Here is a 26,411-nt window from a genome sequence, read left to right as displayed (position 1 = left end):
TCCGCTCCAATCAACGCTGCAAATCAACAATAACCATTAACACAGCCAATTATTAAAAAGAGGATGAATCATAGGAATGTTCTGGCATTCCGGATTCATCCTCTGTTTTTTATCCTTTAACTCTTAAAGATTTGCTGTATTAAAGGTGTCTCCGCCTTCAATGGTGCCGGTTTTAAAGCCTTTATTAAACCAGCGCTTCCGCTGCTCGGAGGTTCCATGAGTAAAACTCTCCGGAACTACATAGCCCTGTCCCTTCTTCTGGATATTATCATCACCTACAGCGTTAGCTGCGTTTAGAGCCTCTTCAAGGTCACCCTTTTCGAGATAACCTTTTCCTTGCGCATAGTGGGCCCAAACGCCCGCTAAATAGTCAGCCTGCAATTCAAATCGGACAGAGAAATCATTTGTTTTTTTCTCGGCTGCTGATACCTGATCCCCCGAATGCAACAGAGTTTGAACGTGGTGGCCAACCTCATGGGCTATTACGTACGCCATGGCAAAGTCACCTGGTGCTTTGAATTTGTCTTTCAGTTCCTGATAAAAACTTAAATCAATGTAAAGCTTATGATCACCCGGACAGTAAAACGGGCCTACTGCCGCACTAGCTGATCCACAGGCTGACTGGACACTGCCTGTGTATAAAACTAACTTAGGATTTTCGTAAGTGAGTCCTCTTTTCTTGAATTCTTCAGACCATATATCTTCTGTATCGGCCAGGACAACAGAAACAAAATCTGCCTGTTCCTTTTCTTGAGCTGATTCTTGGTATGGAGTATTTGAATCAGCCCCATTGCTTGTTGTCATATTATTGATTAAATTGCCTGGATTACCGCCAAGAAGCGTAAAGAGGAGCACAATAATGATACTGCCTATACCTCCACCAATGATTGTTTTGCCACCCATTCCCCTGCGATCTTCGATGTTTGAACTTTCCCGTCTTCCCTTCCATTTCATGATTTTACCTCCCTAAAAATGATAGCGGGTTACCTACTGTGTTATACCCAATTAGAAGGATTAAAAGTATCAATATTTTTGGAAATCATTCTGTTACTAGTTGTTACTATTGTCCTACCTTAATTTACAATTACTACTAAATTCAGGAAATTAGTAGGTTGTTATTTTCATGAATAAAATAATAGAATAATAACGTATATACAATACATAAAAAATAATAAATATACATAAATAGGAGGTTAGTAAGTGTGAAGAAAAACAAACAGAAAAAAGTGGCCGCCGGCTTGTTGGTTGTCAGTCTAGTCGCTACTATTCCTTGGACGACTGGTTTTGCTGAGGGGCAAAAATGGACGAATGTGAATGCATACGAGGAACAAGATGGTAGCAAGTTTAATAGTGAAAATTATGATTTTGTAAAGTTCTCGCAAATCGGTACAATACTAAGTACTATTGCGAAACAATCAAACCGTGTGAAAGTAGAAGTCCGCGGAAAATCAGCAGATGGAAACCCTCTTTATGTTGTAACCATTGCTGATCCAACCACACAAGGAAAGTTTGGAAAAATACAATCTTTACGAAAACAAATGTTTAAAAATCCAGGCAAGGCACAAGATTGGATTGCTGCTAACCCCGATTTTAAAGTGCCCATTATGGTTAATGGCTCTATCCATGGAACAGAGTTTGTAGGAAGTGACGCGGTTCTTCAATTAATCGAACGATTCGCTACTCAGAATGACCAAGAGACCAAAAATATCTTAGCAAACAACATACTTATTTTTAATGTGGTGCAAAACCCTGACGGCCGTGTCAATGCTACCCGTTTTAACGGGGAAGGAATCGACTTAAACCGTGATTTTATCACCCAATCCCAGCCGGAAACGCAGGAAACAGTTGCACTGATTAAAGAATGGAATCCGATGGTGTTCTTAGATACACATGGATATGTAAAAAATTACGCACCAAACCGACAAGGTTTAATTGAACCATGTACGCCGCCGCATAATCCTAATTATGAATACGATTTATATAATAAATGGGCTTATAAGCAGGCTGAAGCAATGGAAGCAAACATCATGAAAGATAATCCTAATTTTAAAGGCAATCTTTATAAGAGCATGGAAGGTGTCTATATTCCGCAGCGTAATGACACTGCCGGCTGGGATGACTACCCGCCGATATTTACTCCAATGTATGCAATGTACCACGGGGCCTATGGGCATACACTTGAAGCGCCGACCAACGACTGGGATGGGGTCCGCTGGCAGTATGATGCCATCATGGGTGCATTGAAATTTGCTACTGAAAATAAACAAGCAATGATTACTGATCAAATTGAAATGTTTAAACGCGGCATTACCTTTGACCATCCTTTCCATCAGGACGGCTTCTTCCCGAAAGCCTATCTCCTTCCAGTTGATGAAAAGGACCCAACTGTAACAGATAAAGCCGTTAATCATCTACTGAATAATGATATTGAAGTGGTGCAGGCATCAAAAGATTTTACTGCAGATGGAAAAACATATCCTAAAGGAACCTATATTGTACAAATGGATCAGGCTAAGGCAGGATTAGCTAACACAATGCTTTGGGATGGCGAAGACATTACAAATGATACACCAGCTATGTATGATATTTCAGCATGGAGTCTGCCAGAACTTTGGGGATTTGAGGCCGTACCAACACAAATGCCGGTTGACGTTACCTCAACAAAAGTGAATCAGGTTACGGAACAAGGTTCTCTTAGTGGTAAGGGGCCATTCCTACTACCAAACAGCTCCGTGAAAGCTGTTAATCTCGTTAACACATTATTAAAGCAAGGGGTAGCTGTAAAGCGCGATACAGAGGGTAACTTTTATACTGAAGCGGCGGCTAATAAAATTTCAGCCGCTGTAAAAGCAGCCGGCCTGAAAGTTGAATCTAGAGATAAAATTCCTGCAGATGCCGTAGATTTATCCAGCCTAAAGGTAGCCATTCTTAAAGATGGAGGGATGGGTAAACAACAATCTCACAGTGGAACAAAACTTGCCCTTAAGCGTCTTGGCTTTGATGTGACTGAAGTGACACCAGTACAAGCCGCAGAGCAAGGTCTTAAAGGATTTGATGTATTTGTTTACAGCGGAACAGAAAGTCTAATTTCTACAAACTTATCAGCTGCAAATAAGGAATTTGGTTTCGAAAACGCTGGACAGCTTGAATCATTTAAGGCCAATATAACTGCATTTGTAAATAATGGCGGCAAATACGTAGCCGTTGGTGCCGGGGCTTCTAAAGCAACCAAAACACTTGGGCTTACGGATGATATCATTAATACTGGTGGTTCTAACAGCAATGGAATTGTAAAGGTCAATTATGAAGGAAGTGGTCTCACTGCAGGTTATGCTGCGGATGACCTCGGCTTCGTTTATCGACCAGTTTGGTACACAGGGACTGACAATGATAAGGTCGCTGCAACCCTTGCAAGCTCTAATGATTTCTTCCTAGCAGGACATTGGGCAGGTAATACTGCCGCCAAAGGACAGGCTGTCATTGTGAAAGAGCAAGCTAAAGATGTAACCCTAATCGGATTGGAAGCAGGTTTCCGTGATCATACCGATTACTTATTCCGACTATTATCCAATGCTATTTTTGAAAAATAAGAATAGGATGAAGGCCTGGTTCAACATATGAACCAGGCCTATTTCCCCTTTTCAGCCAATCCTATCAGTACTATCCTTGTTTTCTGTCACTGGAATAATTGGCAGAATAATGTGTGAAGGATACTGTTTGTTGTGATAAATGGTTTGCTTTGCTTTTATTGTTCGATTGCTCTCAATCAAGGAGCCTCCGGTATTGGGATTAGGAAGGTATTGCGGAAAGCTGCTTGAGGAAATTTCTAGTGTGATTCGATGGCCCAGAAGGAACACATTACTAGTTGCCCAAAGGTCAATTTCATATTCAGCCACTTCTCCGGTTAATTCCTGTTCAGGATAGTATCCGTTCCGGTACTTTGCATTGACGATCCCTTCAGCTAAATTTATTGCTTTGCCATCGGGAGCCGTATCTATAAGCTTTGCTGTGAAATCTGTATCCTTAGCATCTGTTGCAGCCCATAACTTCACCTTCACTGGCCCTGTCACTTCTACGGCTTCAGTTAATGGTTCAGTCGAATAAACGAGTACATCCTCTCGTTCTTCAATCTCACCTTGGTCAAATGGCCCCATTGTCAGCGGACCAGCAAATAATGTCCCCCCTCCTTTCGTCGGCACAGGATCTTTTGGATCATATGTAAAAGTATCCATGTGTTCGTCTTCAGGCTTTATTACTGATAGATGACCATCTCCCTGTTTCGTATTGGCATGGCCCTTGCTATGCAAATATAAATTAGTATATTGTGTTCGTTCAAGCGGCCATGCCATTTCATCCCGCCATCGATTAATTCCCATAACAAAAATTTTAACGGGTGCCTCCGTTATTACTTTGTTTTCTATCCCTAATAACCAGTGATTAAACCAGTTAATGTGGAGATCCGTAATGTTCTCTTCTAAATTGATCGATTCCCCGGAAGCTTGGATACCGAAGGAGCACTCTCCTTGTACAGAGGAAAAATATCCATGTCCCCATGGCCCGACAATCAATTTTTGACGCTTCCCAGTTTTAGCCATTTCCACGTAATTGGTTAACGTTGGACCAATAAAACAATCATACCAGCCACCTAAGTGGAAAGCTGGAACCTGCAAATCTTCATACTTATCTGCAATACTTGATTCCTTCCAGTACTCATCATCATCAATTGAATGGTGTAATTCCTCGAAAAAGTAATCAGCAACACCAAGTTCCTTTAAAGGCGGCCACTGATTAATCGGGGCAAAGTGGTAAAGTTCTGCCAATCCATCCAGATAACCCCCAAGATTTTTTAATGCTTCCATTCTTTCCTCTGGATTTTTATATTTCCGTTTCAATAAATCAGGGGCAATAGATTCAAGAGTCCAGGTTTCTGAAAATCCAAGCTGATAAACACCATTTCGGTATAAAGCACCGTTTCTTTGGTCATTCAATGTCATCGCCGGTAATATGGCAGCTAAGTGCGGCGGCTTTTTCGATGCAGCCATCAGCTGGGTATATCCATAATAAGACATACCAAACATCCCAACTTTCCCTGTCGAATACGGCAGTGATGCAGCCCATTCCACCGTATCATAACCATCATTTCCTTCCTGTCTAAACGATTGAAATTCCCCTGCCGACTGAAACCGTCCTCTCACGTCTTGAATAATCACCACAAATCCATTTTCAACAAGGCGGTTTGTGTCAAGATACCGATGCGAATAATGCGGCAAATCCTTACTGTACGGAAGCCGGGTCAATAGAACCGGAAAGGTTCCTTCCCTATTTGGACGGTAAATATCCGCATAAAGGACAACACCATCTCTCATCTTACATGGTACATTTTTTTCAACAAGAATCTGAAACTGATTCATATGAACACCCTAATTTCTATATTTTTATTGTAAATATGAAATTTATCTCAAAATACTATCCCATGAAGCCTGAAAACTTCATGGGATTGCGGCTGTGTTTTTATAGATTACTAGCTTGGCTGATTGGTTCTTCTTGGATAACAGAAACCTTTTTTGTAAATATGCTAAAGGCAAACATAACAACAGTATTGACCGTAATAGCAACGACACCAATGTCTAAATCCTGGATAAAATGCGGTGCACTTGGAAACATTGTGGCCATGGTGGTACTTTCTAGGGTTTGATATGCAACAATTGCCACTCCAACAATCATCCCAATAGAAGCCCCAATTTTACTAATTGGATTCTTCTTCATTAAACTAAAAGCAAGCGGCGGGAAGAGTTGTAGAACAAAGCTGTATGCCATTGTCAGCAGAGCGATCATTGTATTCCCTCCATAAAATGTAAAGAACAAGGAAATTAATGCAATAAGCGGAACAAAGATGCGCGTTAATTTTGCCAGCTTCTGATCAGATGTGTTCGGTTTAAAATGTTTAAATATGTTTTTCGAAAGAATTGTTGATGCAGTTAGAATCAACAACGAACAAGGAATGAGAGCTGCAAGTAATCCTGCCGCTCCAATCACACCAATAAACCATGGAGGCAGTGATTCTTTGGCAATTTTAAACAAAGCGAGGTCTGAAGCTGTCCCTTCCAAATTTGGAATTTGCAGTACTGCTGTAAAACCAATAAATAGGATAAATACAAGAACGATTTGATATAAAGGTAAAATCGCAGTGTTTTTTCTTAAGGCAGTTTCACTCTTCGACGATAAGCTGGCGCCAAAGCAGTGCGGCCACATATACTGTCCCAATGCAATCGTCATACAGATAGAAACATACCAAGAAATACTTAACCCTTTATCAGGCATTAAAAGGAATCCCGGCTTTACTTTCTCTAAAGTCTCAAACATTGGATGGATTCCACCATAGTAATGATATGGCAAATAGAATCCCAAAAATAGAATAACAGTAAGCATAAGAATATCTTTTAAAACCGCTGTCCATGCAGAACCATGGATCCCAGAGATATACACGAAAATCGTTACTGCAATTAAGCCAATCCAAACCGCTATTTTCGGAGGGATCGCTCCGTACGAGGCTTCAGAAACAATAATCTGAAATCCTTTCAGCTGTAAAACAATATATGGGACCATCGAAATAACACCGATTATTGCTACAAGTAACCCTAAATTCTTACTTTGATATTTTTGGGCAAAGAAATCTGATTGGGTAATGAGATTGTTTTTTTTAGCATAGCGCCAAATTGGAGGCAGGATCCAAAAAGGAATCACATAGGTAAGGGCACAAAAGACATAAATTGTCGGTCCCCCCATCCGGTAGGCTCCACCGCTTGCACCTAAGAAAACAAATGTGGAAAACATTTCTCCAGCCATTAACACAAACATAATCAGTGAACCAAAATTTCTTTCAGCAACCGCCCACTGTTCGAGCTTCATCTCCCGCCCTTTTCGCGCTCTTATTCCTAAGTAAATAGCAAAGACCAGCGTTAAACCAATGATAAAAATGGAGCTATTCATTTGTTTTGCTCCTTTCGATCATAGATGACGTTACATACCAATAGACAGACCGATGTCAGGATTAGCCATAACGTAGACCAAAATACAATAAACGGTAATCCCAAAACATAAGGTTCAACTTTATTAACAACCGTTAATGACCCAATTGCTGGCAAGATGGTAAGCAATGCAATCCACTTCTTCATTAGCAAAAATCCCTTCTAATGTGAATTTTAAAGGAGTTTCAGTCTATCCTTTGTAGGCGTTTTCATTTATCTAAAAAATAATTGACTTTATTTTCAGATAGTTTATTCCGGATTTCCCCTTCTCACTCAAATAGAAGTAAGAAGGGGATAACACTAGGCTCTAACGAACAATCAGGCCCTATTATTAACTAGGCTTTTAATGAAACAAGTGAGTGGATAATCTCAACCGCACGGTCTCCAACTTCCGAAGTTGATGCAGTTCCTTTCATATCTGGTGTTAACACCTTAGCCTCGACAAGCAGTTCCTCAATTGAGTCGAGAACTAATTTTCCGTATTTATCGTATCCAAGAAAGTCGAGCAGCTGGCTGGCCGACCAAATCGTTGCTAAAGGATTGGCAAGACCTTTTCCGGCAATATCGGGAGCAGATCCATGAATCGGTTCAAACATCGAAGGATATAATTTTTCCGGATTAATATTTGCCCCGGCAGCAAGCCCAATCCCCCCGGCCAAAGCTGCACCTAAATCGGTTAAAATATCTCCAAATAAATTAGAGGTTACTACGACTTCAAATCGCTTGGGATCGGTAATCATAAGCATTGCCGCTGCGTCCACTAGATAGGATGCTATTTTTACATCTGGATACTCCTTGCTTACCTCTTCAAAAACCTGATCCCAAAAAACCATTGAATAATTTAAGGCATTCCCCTTACTAATACTTGTTAACGATTTTCTTTCTCGCCTTGCCGTTTCAAACGCATAGCGGATAACGCGTTCTGTACCTTTACGGGAAAACACCCCAGTTTGCAATACCACTTCGTTATCTGAGCCTTTAAATAACCAATCCCCTGCCCCTGCATATTCACCTTCACTATTTTCACGGATAAACAGCATGTCCACATCATCAGCATTGACACCCTTCAACGGACATACGGCACCTTTAATTAACTTTATTGGACGGATATTAATATACTGATCAAAGCCTTTTCTTATTTTTAATAGTAAATCCCATAATGAGATATGATCCGGTACACCCGGATAACCAACAGCACCTAGAAAAATCGCATCAAAGTTTTTTAGTTTTTCCATACCGTCTGGATCCATCATTACACCATGCTTGGCGTAATACTCACAGCCCCACGGGAAATAGGTGTATTCGAATTGAAGCGAAGAATCCAATTCGGCAATTTTATTTAATACTTTAATGCCTTCCTGTAGAACTTCAGGTCCAATCCCATCTCCAGGAATTACAGCAATTTTATAGGAACTCATCACTTTTCTCCTTTGGTCCAGACAACTAATTTTAATTCTGTCATTTCCTCAATTGCATATTTAATCCCTTCACGACCTGTACCACTTTCTTTTACACCGCCATATGGCATTTGGTCCACTCGGAAAGTTGGAATATCGTTGATAATAACAGCCCCTACTTCGAGCATCTCACTTGCTAATAGAGCATGATCGATATTTTTTGTATATATACCGGCCTGCAGACCGTATCTTGAATTGTTTACGTATCCAATTGCTTCTTCAACTGATTTTACTTTATTAACAATCACAACTGGAGCAAATACCTCCTGGCAGGATACTTTTAGGAGCGGATCGACATTCACAATTACCGTTGGCTCTAAGATTCCTTTAGTTAGTTTCCCTCCAGCCAAAACCACTGCCCCGTTTTGTTTTGCTTCTTCAATCCAGCTTATTGCACGTTCCGTTTCTTTCTTTGAAATTAACGAAGAAATGAAAGTTTCCGGATCTAATGGATCTCCGATTTTTAATTTCTTGGCCGCTTCTACTAACTTCTCAACATATTGATCATATACCTCTTCATGGGCATAAACACGCTGTAAGGAAATGCAAACCTGCCCTTGGTTTGAAAATGCACCTATAATACAACGGTCAATGACTTCATCGATATTTGTATCTTTATCTAAAATAACCGCCGCATTTGACCCAAGCTCTAAAGTGGTTTTCTTTAAACCGGCTTTATTGCGGATCCCGATTCCAACTGCGGGACTTCCCGTAAAGGTAATCATTTGCACTCGATCATCTTTTATTATTGCCTCCCCCACAACAGAACCTGGACCAGTCACCACATTCAATATTCCGTCTGGTAATCCAGCTTCTTTAAAAAGATCAGCAATGTATAAAGCGGAAAGAGGGGTTTGTAATGCCGGTTTTAACACGATTGAATTCCCAGATGCAATCGCTGGTCCTACTTTGTGGGCAACTAGATTCATTGGAAAGTTAAACGGTGTAATTGCCCCAATAACGCCAATGGGCTTGCGAACGGTATAACCGATTCTCCCCACTCCGCCTGGCGCCGCATCAAAGGGTATCGTTTCACCATGGATTCTTTTTGCTTCCTCTGCTGCAAATTTATAGGTTTCAATCGTTCTTGCAACTTCGCCTTTAGCAAAAGAAATCGGCTTTGCTGATTCCATTGCGATCACTTTTGCCGCTTCGTCTGCTCTTTCTTTCAATAATTCTACCACTTTTTCCAAAATCGCAGACCGTTCAAATGCTGGCATTTTTGAAATTACTTGAAATGCCTTCTGAGCAGATTTAATTGCTTCTTTCGTTAACTGCTCATCTGCCATGGAAATTTCAGCAATTACTTCTCCAGAATATGGGGAATAAAGAGGCGCATAAACCGTGGTCTTTACTTCCTCGCCATTGATAAATAAATGCTTTTTTTCTACAGTCTTCACATTTGTCATCGACCTAACGCCTCCAATACCATTTCATGAAATTGAACAATTGCCTTTTCCGATTTGGAATATACTCCTTTGTTAAAGGCCCGGGAACGGAATCCAATTTGCTCTAATTCTACTAATTCAACATCTTCCTGCCTTACTTGTTCAGCAAACGTAACTAAATCTTTTTCTTCTTGCGTCAAATTTTCATCTCTAAAATAGTAGGTGTACACCCCTAAGGTAGTTTCCTCGTCAATCGGAACCATTTGAATGGTTGCCATATTTCCGGGACCTGGATATATCGTTACCATTAGGTTAGGCCATAACCAATAAAATTCTCCGCCCTGCATTTCTGCCTCATTCAAATCTGTTGTTCCCATTGTTTTATCCGGCTTCACAACCGAACCCTGTACAGAATAGTTTTGACACGTCACAATTTGATAGTTTTTCATATCTAGAGTGGCAACAAAGCTAGGATGTGCAACATGACAGTGATCACACTCCAAATAGTTGTCAATGAATGCTTTCCAGTTTGCTTTAATGACACGAGTTTTTTGACTAACTCTTTTTAACTCGCCTAGAAATGGAAACTTGCCTAAACGTTCAAAGAAATCACCATATGTTTCACTTAAAGATTTTGCATCATCATCAAGGTTAACAAAGATTAAAGACTCCAGGATTTCCATTTTGACCGGTCTTAGACAGCGGTCCCCAACACAATGAGCATCTTCACCAGTAAAGTTTGGGGCTTTGTTTAAAGAACCATTTAAATGGAATGTCCAGCCGTGATATCCGCATTGAAGAATTTTCTTTTGGCCAGCCTCATTTTTTTCAAGCTTTGTTGCACGGTGAGGGCAAACATTATAAAACGCACGAATGACTTCGTCCATACCACGGGTAACAATAATTGGCTCACCCGCTACGTCGATCGTAAAAAATTGCCCTGGTTTTTCTAACTGACTTACATGGCCAACCACTTGCCAAGATTTAGCGAATACATCCTTCATTTCTTGCTCATACACTTTTGGATCTGTATATAAATCATAAGTTAATGTTCTTTCAAAAGTTCGATTTGTTTTATTTTGGACCTCATTATATGCCATTCTGGTTTTCCTCCTCTTAATTTCTGTTTTTGAACAGTTTAGTAACTTATTAAAATTTTATTGAATGTTGCATCTCCCCCTTACTAACAATATGAGTCATGTTTGATTCACCTTTGAAATCCCCAAATGCACTGTGATAATAGTAAAAATTAAACGTTTACAAGATTATGAATATCTTGTTTAATTAACTCAGGTGAGTTCCCTCATCCATGTCTAGCGACATTCACTTTTATATATTGCAAGTATCATGCCAATATCTATAAACATTGAATAAGTAAGAAAAACATCCATTTGTTTTAAAAATTTTTAGAAATCCGATGGAAAAACGAGTTGATTTCAACTCACACGAACCGAAAACAACTCATTCTGCAAGGAGAGAGAATGAAATGGTATCTGAAACGCAAAGCCCTTTTGAAATCACAGTTGAGACATTAAAAAAAATCCTCGACTTTTCTTCAGATGAGATATTTGTGCTGGATTCTGAGCAGCGTGTTATTTATGTTAATGGTGTATGTGAAAGACATTATGGTTTAAAGCCGGAAGATGTGGTAGGAAAAAAAAACGCAGAACTCTATGAAAAAGGATATTGGAAACCCTCTATTGTTCCATTAGTGTTCAAGGAAAAAAAGACAGTTACTATTAAGATGACCACTTATTTAGGCGCAGAGTTGTTAACGACAGCGGTTCCCATTTTAAATGAAAAAGATGAAATAGAATTTGTGGTGACTACCTCACAGGAACTGCAAAACTATAAAAGTATCCAAACCGAGAAAGAAGAAAATCCACCTTCTGACACCCTTAATAGCACCACTCCCATCACAAATTGTGAAAAGATGAAAAACATTTTAAAGGTATGCGAAAAAATTGCAAAAGTTGATTCAACTATCTTAATCCAAGGAGAATCAGGTACTGGAAAAGGAGTATTAGCTCATTACATCCATAACATCAGTAAACGGGCCAGCAAAACTTTTTTAACAATAAACTGTGCTGCATTACCCGAAGACTTGCTCGAATCAGAACTGTTTGGATATACAGAGGGGGCATTTACTGGGGCAAGCAAGAACGGTAAAAAGGGCCTGCTTGAAATAGCAGATCAAGGCACATTATTTCTTGATGAAATTGGTGAAATGCCCTTATCGCTTCAGGCAAAACTTCTACAAGTCATTCAAGAAAAGCAGTTTCTTTCGATCGGTGGCCATAAGATGAAGAAAGTGGATGTTAGGATTATCGCAGCAACCAATCGGGATTTAGTTGAAATGGTACGCAAAAATCAGTTTCGTGAGGATTTATTTTATCGACTCAACATTATCGATATCCATCTGCCGCCGCTTCGGGAGCGGAGAGAGGATATTATTCCGTTAACCTATAATTTCTTATATAAATTTAATAAAACATATGAAATGAATAAAATTATCTCTCAACAATGCTTGGATTTATTTTATTGGTATTCCTGGCCGGGAAACATCCGCCAGCTTGAAAATCTTATGGAGAGACTGGTGGTCACTAGCGATTCAATCATTCAGAAAAGTGATTTACCTGATTTAATCATAAGTAAGATTAAGCCTCAAACACAGCATCTTCTCCCTTCTAATCTTGATGAAGCAATCGAGCATGTGAAGAAGACACTCGTTAATCAATCCTATAAAAAACATAAAAGCTCAAGAAAAGTGGCAAATGACTTAAATATTAGCCAAACGAGGGCAGTGAAATTGATTAGCCAATACTGTGATAGTATAGAGGAAAGCTAATGAGACTGACAAATCAAAGAGGCCTTGCTCAAAATTTGAGCCAAGTTTTTTTATAAATCTAAAAAAAGGGCTGCCCGAAGAGTAAGCCGTTCTCTTTTGGAGTACCCACATAGGAAAACGCATATATAAAAACAAGTATAAAAGCAGTGGATTTCACACACGAAATCGCACTGCTTTTATCATTATTAAGAGGGGTTGTATTGTGAAATTAGAAATAAACCTTATTGCACTAACGGAGCAGATAAGTTAAGGAAGCAATAATTCATTAAAGCAAAGTTATTATTCATTAATTATAATTGAGTTAATTGCTAATAACCCTTTTGAAAGGCGGTTTTTCTTTGCTGGATTACATTTGGTTAAATGATAAGTCACCAATATTAAACCAATTACCAAACAAGTTTAAATCGGCAGTAATTTTACTTCACCCTTTCGTCAAAATGCCCTTGGGATGGGGAAAAAATAATCGTAAGAACGATGACGAACATATATATCCTTCAGATAAAGACATTTTAGAATATGGTAAACCAGTAAGCTGGAAGACAATGTTACACGAAAGTGGTTTAACATCCCTCGGGGAACTTGCTATTGCACTCAAAACGTCTATCGGGGCGTTGAGAAAACAATATGCTAGGAAGGATTTAGCGGAGAGATTGCTTTCCAGTATTAAAGATGACCTGTATTATCCCAATGAGGATTTTACATCCATATTTCTAATCACTGACTTAATAAATGTTCTTGAATCAAAAGGGGCAAATCAACTAAGTTATTCAGACCCTATACTTGATAAAAGTGGTACTATAAATCCTAAGTGCATTACTCCTTTAGATTTTAGTGAACTATCACTTAAAGAATTAATGATTACTGATGAAAATATGGATTTTGCATTTATGAATGTTTATGACTCATTTATTACAATTCTGATGGCTAAAGATGAAAACATTGAAGAAATTGTTAAAGTAATAAATTGTGAAACGATAGTATGCGATAAAGACACATATATAAACTGGTATTCACAAGCTTATTAAGCTAACGGGTGCTATGTTTATAAGAAATTTTAATGACGACAGGGAAACTGTCGTTTTTTTAGTTATCAATTAGCAAGTCTATTTGCAGTGCAATTAGCAGGAGCATAATAAAAATTATGCTTCTGCTAATTCACCTTCTATTTACAATGTTAATTTTGGTATGAAGATTGTCATAAACCTTATCAAGTCAACTAAATAGCAGAGTGAATTCTTATGCGAATTACTCTGCTATTTTAGCTGTTTTTATATGTGTTTTTATACCTGCGGGTACTCCAAAAGAGAACGGCTAACCCGAAGAGGCAGCCCCTTTTTAATTACGAATTAAAGAATATTAATAAGTTAATCCATGACCAAGTTTATAAACATTACCATCACTATCCTGATACGCATATGTCATTCCTTCTGGCATATACTTGTCCTTGTCATAACCTGGTACGTCATTTCTTGACACACAATTACCCTCTTCATCAACTGCAATCACGGCTTCGCTGGCTGGCAATGTCAACGGTAAGACACCTACTGGACGGCTATTGCCTGCGATTACCTCATATTGTGCCTTATAGTAGGTATCGTAACCAGCCATTAGAACATCTGCCAAAGGTTCAACATTCCCAAGGATCCATGGCAGAATGACATTCACACTCATAATGACCTTTCCACCGCGGACATGAACACTGTCTGCCACTTCTTTAAGATGGTCCATTCCACTTAAAGTAGTTTCTTGATAGGTAGACCCATCCAAAGCTGTTTCTGTTTTATCTTCGCAGATTTCAAGTTCTAACAGTCCAGGAGTTGCATTGAAATAAGCTCCTGATTTTGGACTTAAGAACAGAATAGCATAGTCTGCTTCTTCATGATTATCTGTCAAAGTAAATTGACCAAGCTCTTGACATTCCTGTCTTGCTTTTTCTGTATAAGCAGCTGCCCGCTCTGGTTCCTTATGGAACACTTCTACATAAACCTTCTTATCTCCAAGCTTTTCAGCTGTTAAAGGCAATGTCTGGTTAGAATTTTTAAGAACGGTTACTGATTTTTTATGAGCTTCATATGCTGCTTCCCAGCTAGTTGGATTATTAATAACAGAAGTAGCATTCTCTGGTGAAACATAAGTACGATCATCGAATAATCCCAAAGCAAACATCTCAGTAAGAAGTCTTACATTGGCTTCATTAATACGTTTTTCACTAATCCAGCCTTTTTCAATTGCCTTTTTAAGGTTCTTAATGTCATTAGTATCAGCGACAAGGTCTGTACCTGCGTTAACAGCCTTAGCAAAACGCTCAGCCTCACTCTTGTCTTCAACACCCCAGCACATTTTGCTTGTGACGCCGCTATCACTATTTACATAGCCTTTAAATCCGAGTCTTTCTCTAAGGATATGATTAATAAAATAATGATTAAATGTAAAGCCTACTTCTTCGAATGGAATGTCATTCCCTTCAAATTCTTGAACCACGCTTTTCTTGATACTTGGAATCGAATAATATGGCATAATCGATGAAGTGCCATGGTCTACAGCTGCTTGGAACGGTGGCAGGTGATATTTTTCTAAGCTTCCTGGGGTTGGGTATAAGTTCCACTTTCCTTCTGCATAATGCGGATCGAATCCATTTTCCCTTGCACCGCCGCCAGGGAAGTGTTTGGTTGTCATCGCAATACTATGTTTCCCTACAGTTTCACCTTGGAATCCGTCGATAATCCGGCCGATTGCATCAGAGATAAATTCTGGATCTTCCCCAAATGTACCATACGTACGCTGCCATCTAGGATCTGTGGCTGTATCGGCCATATACATATAACCTTTTCTGATTCCGACCGCATCCCACTCATCATGTGCTATTTCAGCAAATTGGCTGATAAGAGAGGCATCACCGCCATTTTTGATTTCCCCTTTAGCTGCGGCTGCAAGCCCTAAAGTTCCAGGCCAAGTCGAAAAGATCCCAGCGGCATCATTCATCCCAAAAATGAATTCAGTATTTTCGTTTCTTGAATTAGATGCGATTAAGCAAGGGATTCCAAGACGTGTTCCCTCACATAATTCATTCATCGTATTGACCCACTCAGCCATTTGAGCTGGACTCCAGTTATCTCGGAGGATGAAGTGGCGCAAATGCATGTTTTCGATCGTATGCGTTGTGCCATAAACCTTTTCCAAAGCAAAAATGGTTTCGCCCTTTTCAACAATCCCTTCATCTAGCACGCCATCATGGCTTGTCTTACTCTTATCTTTTTGAGTAAGTCCCATTTGACGGCTATTAATCAGCATCATACCGACTTTTTCATCGATATTCATCAATGAAACTAGGTTCTCCGCACGTTCTTTCGGGCTTAAACGCCAGTCCTTATATGGTTCTAGTTTCCCGCTATTATTCAAATCTTTAAATTTTAATCCATCAACTTCAATGATATTCTTGACTCTGACCTCTAAATTTGGTTGTTTATGGTTAGATTCCACTTTAATGCCTCCTAATCCTGTTCACCCTAAAAAGCTGCTCTAAATGTATCTTTTGATTTATCTTTACTATTTCATACGATAGGGTGCTCAATTGTGGGTATATCCATTTATTTTGTAAGCAGTTTATTTTAAAAAAATTGCTTTAAAAAATGAATGTTACCGCTTGCAGTTATAGAATATCAATAAAAAGCTTAAAATATATAGCATTAATTGCTAGAATTATTGTAAATGTTGCTATATGCAAGGAGGACCTCATGAAGCAATCTGTTTTTATTCCCGTCATGGGGAAAGATTTTGAGATTTATTACTTCAACAAAAAATATTACTCCGAAGATCGGCTTAAGAAATATAACGAATCAGCGGAGAAATTCTCCCAATTAGAGACTTTGTTTCACCTGCACAGCCATGATGTGTATGAGTTCCTTTTATTTTTAGGAGGGGAATGTAAATTTTTCTGTGAGGGAAAAACCTATTTCCTAAAAAGAGGTGATATTGTGGTAATTCCTCCCTATGCAGTACATGAGGCTAATGTTAAAGATATTAATCAATATGAACGCATCATTCTTCACATCAGCGGACATATTATGGAGGACTTTTCCTCCAGTTCACCATCGTTAAAAGAGAATATAGTTTATCAAAAAACGCACGGTTCATATGTGTTACACCTCCATTCAAAATACTTCCAAGAAGTGATTTCTTTATTTCATGACATTATTAATAGAATTAAGAATGATGAAGAGAATTTCTCTTTTACGCTGCATTACTTATTATTTCAAGCACTCCAAAAAATCTTTAATCCTGAAGGCAGTTTGGCAAACCTGAGCATTAAAGATCAAGTAGATCAGAGGTTTGTATCTATTCTAGACTACATAGAGCTACACTTAACGGAGCCGGATTTAAGTTTAGAAAAGGTTTCTAATCATTTCCATTTGAATAAATACTATTTTTCTCATTATTTCAAAAAGAACATGAACCTGCCCTTTTACCGTTATGTATCATTAAAGCGTCTGTCCTATTCTGTCACTTTGATTAAACAAAATGAGTTCTCTATTGAGACGATTGCCATGAAATGTGGTTTTCCTGACTATTCGAGTTTTTACAGGCTCTTTAAAAAAGAGTACAATCTTTCTCCAAAAAATTTACAAAAAGAATATAAATAGTCAGCTTCCTGAGCAAAAAACCAAGGGAAAATCCCTTGGTTTGGTTGTTGTCACCGCTTTAGATTTCGAGAGAAAAAAGTTTTTTCTTACCATTCAATTTCTCCTATTAACATTTCAACACACTCTAGTATTTCTCCTTCATGCAGTAGTTCGTACAAACTTTGAATATCAGGATAGAAGTATCGGTCTTCTGTTAAAGCGGGGACTTTGCATCTTACTAAGTCATAAACTGCGCACGTTGCTTCCGATGGTTTTAATGGCTTATGAAATTCTAAAGCTTGTGTAGCAGCAAGGATTTCTATCGCAAGGATATACTCCACTTTCTTTGAAATTTGCCAAGCCTTTTTAGAGGCAAAATACGCAAAACTTACCAGATCTTCTTGATTGGCACAGGTTGGTACATTATCAATGGTTGCAGGGTGAGACAATGTTCTAATCTCATTTAATAAACCTGCTGCTGTATATTGAAGAATCATATAACCGCTGTTCAAACCTGGATTCGCAACTAGGAAGCTGGGTAGTTCACTCACATGATGGTTTAGTAACCGGTCTATTCTTCTCTCACTAATCTTTGCCAGATTGGCCAATGCAATCGCCATATAGTCAGCGCTTATTCCTACATACGAACCGTCGAAATTGCCCCCCATCAAGGCAGTGCCCTCGTCTTCTACAAGGATAATCGGATTATCACTAGATGAGTTGACTTCATTTAGGATGGAGCTTTTCACATCTTTAAAAGATTTCTTTATCGCCCCATGAACCTGGGGAATACATCTTAAGCTTAATGCATCCTGTAGTCTGTATTCCCTGTATTTTTCCGCAATTTCACTCCCATGAAGAATCTTGACAATATTTGCAGCTGTTTTGGCCTGTTCTTCGTGTTTTTTCACCCCATGGATTCGAGGGTCAAAGGCTTTTATGGTCCCTTTGAGAGCTTCCAATGACATGGCACCGGCTACATCCGCCGTCTTTATTGCCTGTATGCCGTTATAGAGGGCTAGAGCGGCTAATGCAGTGACTGAGGTTGTTCCACTAGTTAAAGCCAAGCCTTCCTTACTGCTTAATGTCAGTGGATACAACTTGGCCCTCTTTAATGCCTCTCCGCCTTGAAACAGTTCACCCTGAAACCACGCTTTACCTTCACCCGTTAAAACTAATGCCATATGTGCTTCGGGTGATAAATAGCCGACAGAACCTTCTCCAGGAGCAAATGGTAAAACACCTTTATTTAAAATCGATACTAAAAGTTCCAAAACCTCTAAGCGAACACCCGAAAAACCTTGTCCTAAATTTATAAGCATCATTAGCTGGATGGCTCTAACAGCCTCCTCCTCTAGAGGTTCACCTACAGATACCGCATGTGATCTGATGATATTCTGCTGCAGGATCTCTGTATCCTTAGAAGAAATACTCTCGGATATATTACTTCCAAAACCCGTTGTCACACCATATATGGCTCTCTCTTCACTTATAAATCTCTCTATTACTTTTCTTGAAGACAGAATTCGCTCTCTATATTCTTCTGATAGAAAGACTTCAGCATTATATCTTGCGACTGCAATGATTTCATTCAAGGAGATATCACTTTTACCCAATGTTACTTTCATAATATCCCTTGGGTGCGTTAAGGTCTGAATGATCGTCATACTTAAACCTGCCTTTCATTAAAGGGTTTTGAAATAATAAAGTATTTCCTTAACTATTTACGTTCCTAGAGAGTATCTGGTCCTGTCCATTCTTTTTATCATCCGGAATCGGATTGCTTGCATCATTTAAGGCTAGAGATTTTGTTTCAGGTGCCCAAGCGATTGAAACGATCGTACCAATTAGCAGAACAAACGACATTCCAATAATGGAAGGAGCTAGGCCGAAAGAGCTTACACTAACTGGTAATAAAAATGTGCCAATTGCAGAACCGACACGGCTTATGGCTGTTACAACGCCTACTCCCGTACCGCGAATTTCAGTGGGAAATAGTTCAGCTGGATAGACCAATGTCAGATTGGAAGCTGCAGACATTACAAATGTAAAAATTGAAAAGATAATAATCGAACTGGTATATGATCCGGCAGGCAGCACACTTAGAAGGAATAGTGTAATGGTTAAAATGACGAAAGTATAGATGGTAAATCCTCTTCGAGAAAGCTTTTCTGTACACCATAACCCAGCAATAGCACCGACAAGAAGGAATAGATTTAAAAACATATCCACTGCAAACGTTTCAGTAAAGCCCATTTTTTCAAGAATAGTTGGCAAAAATGTGTAAATAGCAAAATAGGGAATGACCTGGCATACATAAAACAAACCACCAAAAGCAGTACGCCTCCATAGCTGTTTATTGAATAGGTCCTTCATACGATAAGTAGATTGGTCACCTGCACTGACATTTTCATCCATAATGATCGATGGGCCGATATGTTTTTTTATAATTTTCTGCGCTTCATCTTTACGCCCCATTTTTAAAAGCCAGCGTGGCGATTCTGGAGTACCGATTCGCAGAATTAGAACAATTACAGCTGGTACCGCTGCACTAACGAGCATCCAACGCCAGGAGTCTGAACCACTCTTACCTAGATAGTAACCAACAAGATTAGAAATCACATAACCAACCGTCCAAAGAACATTTAAAGATGATAGCAACACGCCACGATACTTTTTTGGCGCAAATTCCGCAAGGAGCGTAGACCCTACCGCATAGTCCCCGCCTAAAGCAAAGCCAATCAGCAAACGAAGCACAAAAAGGGTTACAGGGTCCTGAACAAAAAATTGAAGTGCAGACGCCACAGTAATGATGACAAAGTTGGTAAGATAAATTTTTTGCCTGCCGATTTTATCCGAAAGACCTCCGAGTATAAGACTTCCAAAGAACAGGCCAATCAGAGCTGATGATCCTAACAATCCGTTCCATAATGGCCCCAGTTTCATTTGTGGTCCAAGAAGGGAAAGGGCCATTCCTATAATTCCAAGAGCATATCCATCCGAAAAATTAGAACCAAATGTCAATGCGGTGATTCGTATATGAAACATATTTAAAGGTGCATCGTCCATCAAAATTAATTTTTGTCTACTCACTTAATTATCCCCTTTTTGCACATTTTTTAATTATTCGGAATTTTTAAAAGCTACTTTCCTTCTATTCAATTTTCTTCTCCCTTATTTTTGGTGTATAGGTGCTGCCCGTCTATGAGGAAAAAACATCCTTACCGCAGCATTACGCCGGTAAGGAAGGTTAAAATTACATGCGTACCAAGTTTCACTGTTGGTTGGACATGGGAATCCTTTAATGGATCCAGACAGACTATATCCATTGCTTTTACCTTTGGGTGACGCCCAGCTGCTAGTACCCCTTCCAGCAGTTCGGCAGTTGTCATACCTCCCGGGGTTGAGGCCGGCACCCCTGGAGCATTAGCGATATCAAGTACATCCATATCAACTGTTAAATAAATTGTATCAACTTTTGAAGCTAACTCTTCTAAACAATGGAGAACAGTTACTTCAATACCTTTCTTTCTGGCATTTCGAAGTGTTATATAGTTAACTCCATTTTGATCAGCATATTTCTTGAGATCCTTTGTATTAAAAAATCCATGAAGACCGATGTTGTACATGTTCTTGCCTTCAACCACGCCACTTTCGATCAAATTGCGCATTGGTGTTCCGTTTGATGGCCCGTTATCTGCCATGTCTCGTAAATCGAAGTGTGTATCAAACTGTAGAATACCAATTTTTTCATTTGGCCTCGCCTGTTGCTGCCCTTTTACCATCATCGCGGTAATCGAATGATCACCGCCAATCGCGCAAATCGTTGATGTTTGGAAATGGCGATGAAGTGCCGCGGAAGCCACGATAATATTATCATGGCATGTTTTAATATCTGTTACATGCATTGGAACATCTCCGACATCCAATGCCGTTCGATCGGATAAGTCAATATCCTCATCTAGATTATACGTAGAGAAGCCCTTCCAGGCTCGTCTGAAAAAGTCTGGAAATTCAGATGCACCTGATGCACTGATTGATGACCGGGAGAGCGGGACCCCTACTATGACAAAATCAGCGGCTTTGCAATTCTTTGGATCATACTCATTTGATATAGGCTGAATCCATTCATGAACCTTTGAAGCCCTACCAGGCTCCGGCCTTACCCATGTAAAACTCGGCGGATTAATTTTTGGAAAAAGAAAGCTTTTCAATAAAATGCCCTCCTCTTACAACCACCTGGCCATTTTTTACAACGGTATCGATATGATTCACCCCATAGGAATATTGAAGCTTCATATAGTTCTTGACATTAAAAATGGTGACGTCACCTTTTTTACCAACTTCTAAACTGCCAATCTCTTTCCCGCGGTTGATGGCATGTGCGGCATTAATCGTCGCAGCCGTAATAACCTCGGCAGGCGTCATTCCCATTTTCAAACAGCCTAGATTCATAATAAATGGCAGAGAAACCGTTGGGGATGAACCTGGGTTACAATCAGTGGAGAGCGCCACTGGTACTCCTAAGTCTATCATTTTTCTTCCGTTCGCCGACTCAGCCATTAGGAAGTAAGCTGTCCCTGGAAGTAATACGCCGACAACACCTTTTTCAGCCATTGCATTCATCCCTTGTTCGGAAGCTTTTAAGAGGTGATCAGCCGAAATAGCTCCAATTTGTGCAGCAAGTTCTGCTCCTTCATAGGACTCAATTTCGTCTGCATGGATTTTCGGAATCAAACCGTAGCGCTTACCGGCTTCCAGAATTCGCTTGGATTGCTCCGGTGTGAAAACGCCATGTTCACAGAAAACATCATTAAATTCCGCTAGCCCCAGTTCCGCTACCTTTGGAATCATTTCTCCAATCAGTAGATCGATGAATGCCTCCGGATTTTCTTTATATTCTTTTGGTACAGCATGAGCGCCCATAAAGGTAGGAACCACATCGATCACATGCTTTTCATTTAGTTCCTTCGCTACTTTAAGCTGTTTCAATTCCGTTTCCCATTCCATCCCGTAGCCGCTTTTCGCTTCAACCGTTGTCACACCATGAAGGAGAAATTGATTTAATCGTTCATAGCTTTCCTTAAAAAGCTCTTCATTTGTCGCAGCTTGGGTTGCCCTCGTTGTCGCGTGGATTCCACCGCCACTATTCATGATTTCCATATAGGAGGCACCATGCAGCCGCATATTAAACTCATTTTCCCTGCTGCCTGCAAACACAAGATGTGTATGTGGATCAACAAGTCCCGGTGTCACGAGTTTTCCGCTCGCATCAATCACTTGCGCTTCATTCAGACATCCTTCATACCTCGCAGCAAGCTCTTCATCCTTGCCAACAGCCTGGATGACTCCGTCTTCGATCCATATACTTCCGTTCTCAATAATAGCAAGCTCAGACATCGCCTCCTTAACAAGGGGGGCATGTGAGCTCCCCTGTAAGGTGACGAGCTGAGAAGCATTTCTGATAAAAAGTGCAGTCATTTGCCTCTCATCCTCTCAATCTTAATCTCGTGGCAGCATTGGCATGTTGATTCCTTTTTCTCTTGCAGCTATGATAGCTAACTCATAGCCTGCATCCGCGTGACGGACTACGCCCATGCCAGGGTCAGTTGTTAATACTCTTTGCAGACGTATTTCCGCTTCTTCCGTTCCGTCTGCAACAATAACCATGCCGGAATGCTGTGAATAACCCATACCTACACCTCCGCCGTGGTGAAGAGAAACCCAGCTGGCACCTCCGACAGCATTGATCATCGCATTTAAGATTGGCCAGTCAGAAACTGCATCACTGCCGTCTTTCATCGCTTCTGTTTCACGGTTTGGTGAGGCAACAGAACCTGCATCTAGGTGGTCACGGCCAATTACAATCGGAGCTGAAACCTCTCCTGATGCAACCATATCGTTAATGACTTTACCAAAACGTGCACGGTCCCCATATCCTAACCAGCAAATTCGGGCAGGGAGTCCTTGGAAATCGATTCTTTCCTGTGCCATTTTTATCCACTTGCAAAGATGCTCGTCTTCTTTAAATTCACGCAGTAATGCTTTATCAATTTTACGGATATCTTCAGGATCTCCTGATAAGGCTGCCCAACGGAATGGACCTTTTCCTTCACAGAACAATGGACGAATGTATGCTGGAACGAAGCCAGGGAAATCAAAGGCATTTTCTACGCCTTCATCCTTAGCCACTTGACGAATGTTGTTACCATAGTCAAACGTTACGGCACCTTTTTGCTGCATGGTTAACATTGCTTTTACATGGACGGCCATGCTTTGTTTTGAAAGCTGTAAGTATTTCTTAGTATCTGCCTTTCTTAATTCTGCCGCTTCCTCCAATGAATAGCCTGCTGGTATATATCCATTCAATGGGTCGTGAGCAGAAGTCTGATCTGTTAACACATCAGGGTTGAAACCCCTTTCAATCATGAGCGGTAAAATTTCAGCTGCGTTCCCTAATAGACCAATGGATAAACCGTTTCCTTCGTTTTTCGCCTCGAATGCCCATTTTAGCGCTTCATCTAAATCGTTTGTTTTAACATCAAGATATCGGGTTTCAATCCTGCGGTCAATTCTCGATTGATCTACATCAATCGCAATACATACACCACCGTTCATGGTTACCGCTAATGGCTGGGCACCGCCCATTCCACCTAGTCCAGCTGTTAATGTAATGGTATGTTTTAATGATCCGCCAAATTCCTGACGGGCAAGCTCAGCAAATGTTTCATATGTTCCCTGAACAATTCCTTGGCTTCCGATATAAATCCAGCTGCCAGCAGTCATTTGTCCGTACATCATTAGCCCTTTTTTGTCGAGCTCATGGAAATGCTCCCAATTCGCCCAAGCCGGTACTAAGTTTGAGTTAGCCAGTAATACACGTGGAGCGTCCTTATGAGATTTCCAAACGACCACTGGTTTACCGGATTGAATTAATAACGTTTCATCATCCTCTAATGTTAAAAGAGTTTTCACGATTACATCAAAAGACTCCCAGTTGCGGGCTGCCTTACCAATACCACCGTATACCACTAAGTCTTCAGGTCTTTCTGCAACCTCTTGATCAAGGTTATTTAGCAGCATGCGAAGTGCTGCCTCTTGAATCCAGCCCTTAGCATGTAATTCAGTACCTTTATAATTTGTAATGACTCTTTTGCCAGCTGTATTCGTTTCCACTAAATCCACTCTCCTGGAATAAGTTTTCTATACATACAATTCTAAAATGTCAGTCTTTTTAAAAAAATCAACAAGAGAATAGAAAAGTGATAATTTTTATGGAAAGGATGCTTGTCCTATAAATAAGAATAGAAGAAATAGATAATTTATCAAGAAAAATAGCATTTTTTTGATATTTTAATTCCTTTACTAAAAAAATTGACTCAGTCCAGTGACTGAGTCAAATCCTCCTTTATTTGATGTGCTTTTGTTTGTCTGAATTCTCTTGGGGAAATCCCGGTCATTTCCTTAAAGATTCTGCTAAAATAGTTGGCATTGTGGTAGCCGACGAGCAAAGAGATTTCTTTGATGGGCTTGCTTGTTTTTAGCAATAACCGTTTTGCATCTTTCATCCTGATTCCAGATAATGCCTCAGTAAAACCTTTGCCTGTTTTTGAAATCAGCAAATGGCTGAAATAGGACGGATTTCGATCCACATATTGTGCAACATCCTCGAGCTTCAAATCACTTTTAGCAAAATTTGCTTCCATAAACGCGATCCCTCGGTCAATGGGATCCTGTTTAAAATTCCTTGAACTCTCCTCAGCACCGACACCGATCTTTTGAATAAATAAAATTAGATTTTGAACTGTGCGGTAAAGAACGGTATCGTAAAGAATCGAATTGAAAATATACCGATATTCCCTTTCATAACTTTCGTCCTCAATCAGATTGTACGTCTTCATAAATCTTCTTATTTGGGCTAGGATACTTGTAAGCCGAATCCTTACTAATCCTGGATCAGGGTACGGATCTTTAAGCTGTAGAAATTCATCATAAAGCCATTTTTTAATTTTATCTAACTGCAGGTTTGTCAGCATGTCAATCCAATCTCTCTGTTCCGGAGGTGTTAAAAATGGGTCAATATACTCCCAGTCTTGAGAATAGTTAAACTCAAAGAGCTGCCGATACCCCTTATAATAGGTGAACTCCAGAATTTTTCTAGTTTGGAGATACTTCTCATGGAGAGCCATGCCTGAGGAATTTCCCGTATGGATGACAATTGCCAGTGATTCAGCAAAATCCTCTTCCCACTTTCTAATTGCTTTTTGGCATTGTTCCTTTAAATCAAGGCAGTGTTCCTTGAACAATAGGATGACCAGATCGCTTAAAGCGAAAATGCCGTGTAAGTCTTTGAATGGGTATTCAGCTAAAAACAAATGAAGCGTACCAACGATATCCTTATTTTCCGATTGAAAAGCCGATAGTTTATAATTCTCAGTATTACTTGATTGCGAGATAAATAAAGATTCATAAGTTATGTCTTTATTGGAATCTGTATGTAAACTTCCATGTTCATGCTTACTTTTGCCAAATCGCCTAGATGCCTTTTGATAAGCAGTTTTTACCTTGGCTGTGGAAAAAGGCTTAATCATTAAATCAAGTGCCTGCAAGTCAATGGCTAATCTGGCTTTTTCAAATGTTGCTTCTGCACTTGTCAGAAGCAATATGGGGTCATAAATCTGTACCAATTCACGGAAGGTTGACCATTCCTCTTTCGCAATCATGTCAAGTTCCATTAAGACAATATCAGGGCTTTTTTGTTCAAATAAAATAAGGAACTCCTGAAAATTGGATGCTAAAAATATGTTCGCAACGGGAATCGAAGACGTTTTTAACAGCCATTTCAACCCTTCTCGTTCGTTTAAATCCCGATCGGCAATCAGCCATTTTCCTTCCATGTTTTGTCCCCCCTTCTGATGTGAGTATACACCAAGATATTAATAGTCTGTTTCTACAATATCTTTTTGGAACGTTATAGTGCCTTTCATTATACTATTTGCTAGATTAATTATATTAAAATTCAGGGAAATCTAACAACAAGGATTGCTGCTATAGGATAGAATCATTTTCTA

General features: G+C 39.7%; 18 protein-coding genes. 4 read left to right on the top strand and 14 right to left on the bottom strand.

Annotated features, from left to right (window positions below; translation table 11 throughout):
- Positions 1-123 precede the first annotated feature (123 nt).
- Positions 124-954 (bottom strand): KPN_02809 family neutral zinc metallopeptidase, encoded by an 831-nt coding sequence (gene ypfJ / locus V7077_RS14940; protein ID WP_335503143.1) that lies wholly within the window; start codon positions 952-954, stop codon positions 124-126.
- A 248-nt stretch (positions 955-1,202) separates the two neighbouring features.
- Between ypfJ and V7077_RS14935 the strand changes: the two genes are divergently transcribed.
- Positions 1,203-3,590, top strand: coding sequence for a M14 family zinc carboxypeptidase (locus V7077_RS14935; protein ID WP_335503141.1), 2,388 nt, complete (start codon positions 1,203-1,205; stop codon positions 3,588-3,590).
- A gap of 51 nt (positions 3,591-3,641) precedes the next feature.
- On the opposite strand, the gene V7077_RS14930 is transcribed toward V7077_RS14935, so the two are convergent.
- From V7077_RS14930 to V7077_RS14905, 6 genes are all read right to left on the bottom strand, one after another.
- Positions 3,642-5,411: a CocE/NonD family hydrolase gene (locus tag V7077_RS14930; protein WP_335503138.1), complete on the bottom strand. Its 1,770-nt coding sequence runs from the start codon at positions 5,409-5,411 to the stop codon at positions 3,642-3,644.
- Positions 5,412-5,511: 100 nt separating this feature from the next.
- Positions 5,512-6,990 carry a sodium:solute symporter family protein gene (locus tag V7077_RS14925; RefSeq protein ID WP_335503135.1) on the bottom strand — a complete coding sequence of 493 codons (1,479 nt, stop codon included), beginning with the start codon at positions 6,988-6,990 and terminating at the stop codon, positions 5,512-5,514.
- Positions 6,987-7,175 (bottom strand): DUF3311 domain-containing protein, encoded by a 189-nt coding sequence (locus tag V7077_RS14920; protein ID WP_335503132.1) that lies wholly within the window; start codon positions 7,173-7,175, stop codon positions 6,987-6,989. The genes V7077_RS14925 and V7077_RS14920 overlap by 4 nt, the downstream gene beginning before the upstream one ends.
- Before the next feature lie 188 nt (positions 7,176-7,363).
- A complete protein-coding gene (locus V7077_RS14915; RefSeq protein WP_335503130.1) occupies positions 7,364-8,446 on the bottom strand; it encodes a tartrate dehydrogenase in 1,083 nt (360 codons plus the stop codon).
- Positions 8,446-9,894, bottom strand: a complete 1,449-nt coding sequence (locus tag V7077_RS14910) for an aldehyde dehydrogenase family protein (RefSeq protein WP_335503127.1) — start codon at positions 9,892-9,894, stop codon at positions 8,446-8,448. The genes V7077_RS14915 and V7077_RS14910 overlap by 1 nt, the downstream gene beginning before the upstream one ends.
- Positions 9,891-10,973, bottom strand: coding sequence for an aromatic ring-hydroxylating oxygenase subunit alpha (locus V7077_RS14905; protein WP_335503123.1), 1,083 nt, complete (start codon positions 10,971-10,973; stop codon positions 9,891-9,893). The genes V7077_RS14910 and V7077_RS14905 overlap by 4 nt, the downstream gene beginning before the upstream one ends.
- Positions 10,974-11,359: 386 nt before the next feature.
- On the opposite strand from V7077_RS14905, the gene V7077_RS14900 reads away from it, so the two are divergent.
- Together V7077_RS14900 and V7077_RS14895 are read left to right on the top strand one after the other, a co-directional pair.
- On the top strand, positions 11,360-12,721 hold the full coding sequence (locus tag V7077_RS14900; RefSeq protein ID WP_335503120.1) for a sigma-54 interaction domain-containing protein: 1,362 nt from the start codon (positions 11,360-11,362) through the stop codon (positions 12,719-12,721).
- Positions 12,722-13,059: 338 nt separating this feature from the next.
- Positions 13,060-13,746, top strand: coding sequence for a DUF2711 family protein (locus tag V7077_RS14895; RefSeq protein ID WP_335503117.1), 687 nt, complete (start codon positions 13,060-13,062; stop codon positions 13,744-13,746).
- A gap of 331 nt (positions 13,747-14,077) precedes the next feature.
- On the opposite strand, the gene V7077_RS14890 is transcribed toward V7077_RS14895, so the two are convergent.
- Positions 14,078-16,201, bottom strand: a complete 2,124-nt coding sequence (locus V7077_RS14890) for a glycoside hydrolase family 3 protein (protein WP_335503114.1) — start codon at positions 16,199-16,201, stop codon at positions 14,078-14,080.
- A gap of 254 nt (positions 16,202-16,455) precedes the next feature.
- Between V7077_RS14890 and V7077_RS14885 the strand changes: the two genes are divergently transcribed.
- A complete protein-coding gene (locus tag V7077_RS14885) occupies positions 16,456-17,361 on the top strand; it encodes an AraC family transcriptional regulator (protein WP_335503111.1) in 906 nt (301 codons plus the stop codon).
- 86 nt (positions 17,362-17,447) lie between these two features.
- Here the strand turns inward: V7077_RS14885 and hutH are convergent, their stop codons facing one another.
- The 6 genes from hutH to V7077_RS14855 form a co-directional block, all read right to left on the bottom strand.
- Positions 17,448-19,007: a histidine ammonia-lyase gene (gene hutH, locus V7077_RS14880; protein WP_335503107.1), complete on the bottom strand. Its 1,560-nt coding sequence runs from the start codon at positions 19,005-19,007 to the stop codon at positions 17,448-17,450.
- Positions 19,008-19,056: 49 nt separating this feature from the next.
- Complete coding sequence (locus tag V7077_RS14875; RefSeq protein WP_335503103.1) at positions 19,057-20,433, bottom strand: MFS transporter; 1,377 nt, start codon at positions 20,431-20,433, stop codon at positions 19,057-19,059.
- A gap of 128 nt (positions 20,434-20,561) precedes the next feature.
- A complete protein-coding gene (locus V7077_RS14870) occupies positions 20,562-21,554 on the bottom strand; it encodes an agmatinase family protein (RefSeq protein ID WP_335503100.1) in 993 nt (330 codons plus the stop codon).
- Positions 21,526-22,821 (bottom strand): imidazolonepropionase, encoded by a 1,296-nt coding sequence (gene hutI / locus V7077_RS14865; RefSeq protein WP_335503097.1) that lies wholly within the window; start codon positions 22,819-22,821, stop codon positions 21,526-21,528. Before hutI ends, V7077_RS14870 begins: the two co-directional genes overlap by 29 nt.
- Before the next feature lie 21 nt (positions 22,822-22,842).
- Positions 22,843-24,516 carry a urocanate hydratase gene (gene hutU, locus V7077_RS14860; protein ID WP_335503094.1) on the bottom strand — a complete coding sequence of 558 codons (1,674 nt, stop codon included), beginning with the start codon at positions 24,514-24,516 and terminating at the stop codon, positions 22,843-22,845.
- A gap of 203 nt (positions 24,517-24,719) precedes the next feature.
- Positions 24,720-26,237 carry a helix-turn-helix domain-containing protein gene (locus V7077_RS14855; RefSeq protein ID WP_335503091.1) on the bottom strand — a complete coding sequence of 506 codons (1,518 nt, stop codon included), beginning with the start codon at positions 26,235-26,237 and terminating at the stop codon, positions 24,720-24,722.
- Between the last annotated feature and the right edge of the window lie 174 nt (positions 26,238-26,411).

The sequence above is a fragment of the Neobacillus vireti genome (genome assembly GCF_036962465.1).
Lineage (GTDB): Bacteria > Bacillota > Bacilli > Bacillales > Cytobacillaceae > Neobacillus > Neobacillus vireti_B.
Note: the sequence above shows the minus strand (reverse complement) of the source record. Positions and strands in the feature narration are given on the sequence as shown.

Coding starts and splice junctions, on each gene's coding strand:
- V7077_RS14930 (WP_335503138.1), bottom strand. CDS start 5,411: ATGAATCAGTTTCAGATTCTTGTTGAAAAAAATGTACCATGTAAGATG.
- hutI (WP_335503097.1), bottom strand. CDS start 22,821: ATGACTGCACTTTTTATCAGAAATGCTTCTCAGCTCGTCACCTTACAG.
- V7077_RS14920 (WP_335503132.1), bottom strand. CDS start 7,175: ATGAAGAAGTGGATTGCATTGCTTACCATCTTGCCAGCAATTGGGTCA.
- ypfJ (WP_335503143.1), bottom strand. CDS start 954: ATGAAATGGAAGGGAAGACGGGAAAGTTCAAACATCGAAGATCGCAGG.
- hutH (WP_335503107.1), bottom strand. CDS start 19,007: ATGACGATCATTCAGACCTTAACGCACCCAAGGGATATTATGAAAGTA.
- V7077_RS14855 (WP_335503091.1), bottom strand. CDS start 26,237: ATGGAAGGAAAATGGCTGATTGCCGATCGGGATTTAAACGAACGAGAA.
- V7077_RS14925 (WP_335503135.1), bottom strand. CDS start 6,990: ATGAATAGCTCCATTTTTATCATTGGTTTAACGCTGGTCTTTGCTATT.
- V7077_RS14900 (WP_335503120.1), top strand. CDS start 11,360: ATGGTATCTGAAACGCAAAGCCCTTTTGAAATCACAGTTGAGACATTA.
- V7077_RS14910 (WP_335503127.1), bottom strand. CDS start 9,894: ATGACAAATGTGAAGACTGTAGAAAAAAAGCATTTATTTATCAATGGC.
- V7077_RS14885 (WP_335503111.1), top strand. CDS start 16,456: ATGAAGCAATCTGTTTTTATTCCCGTCATGGGGAAAGATTTTGAGATT.
- V7077_RS14905 (WP_335503123.1), bottom strand. CDS start 10,973: ATGGCATATAATGAGGTCCAAAATAAAACAAATCGAACTTTTGAAAGA.
- V7077_RS14915 (WP_335503130.1), bottom strand. CDS start 8,446: ATGAGTTCCTATAAAATTGCTGTAATTCCTGGAGATGGGATTGGACCT.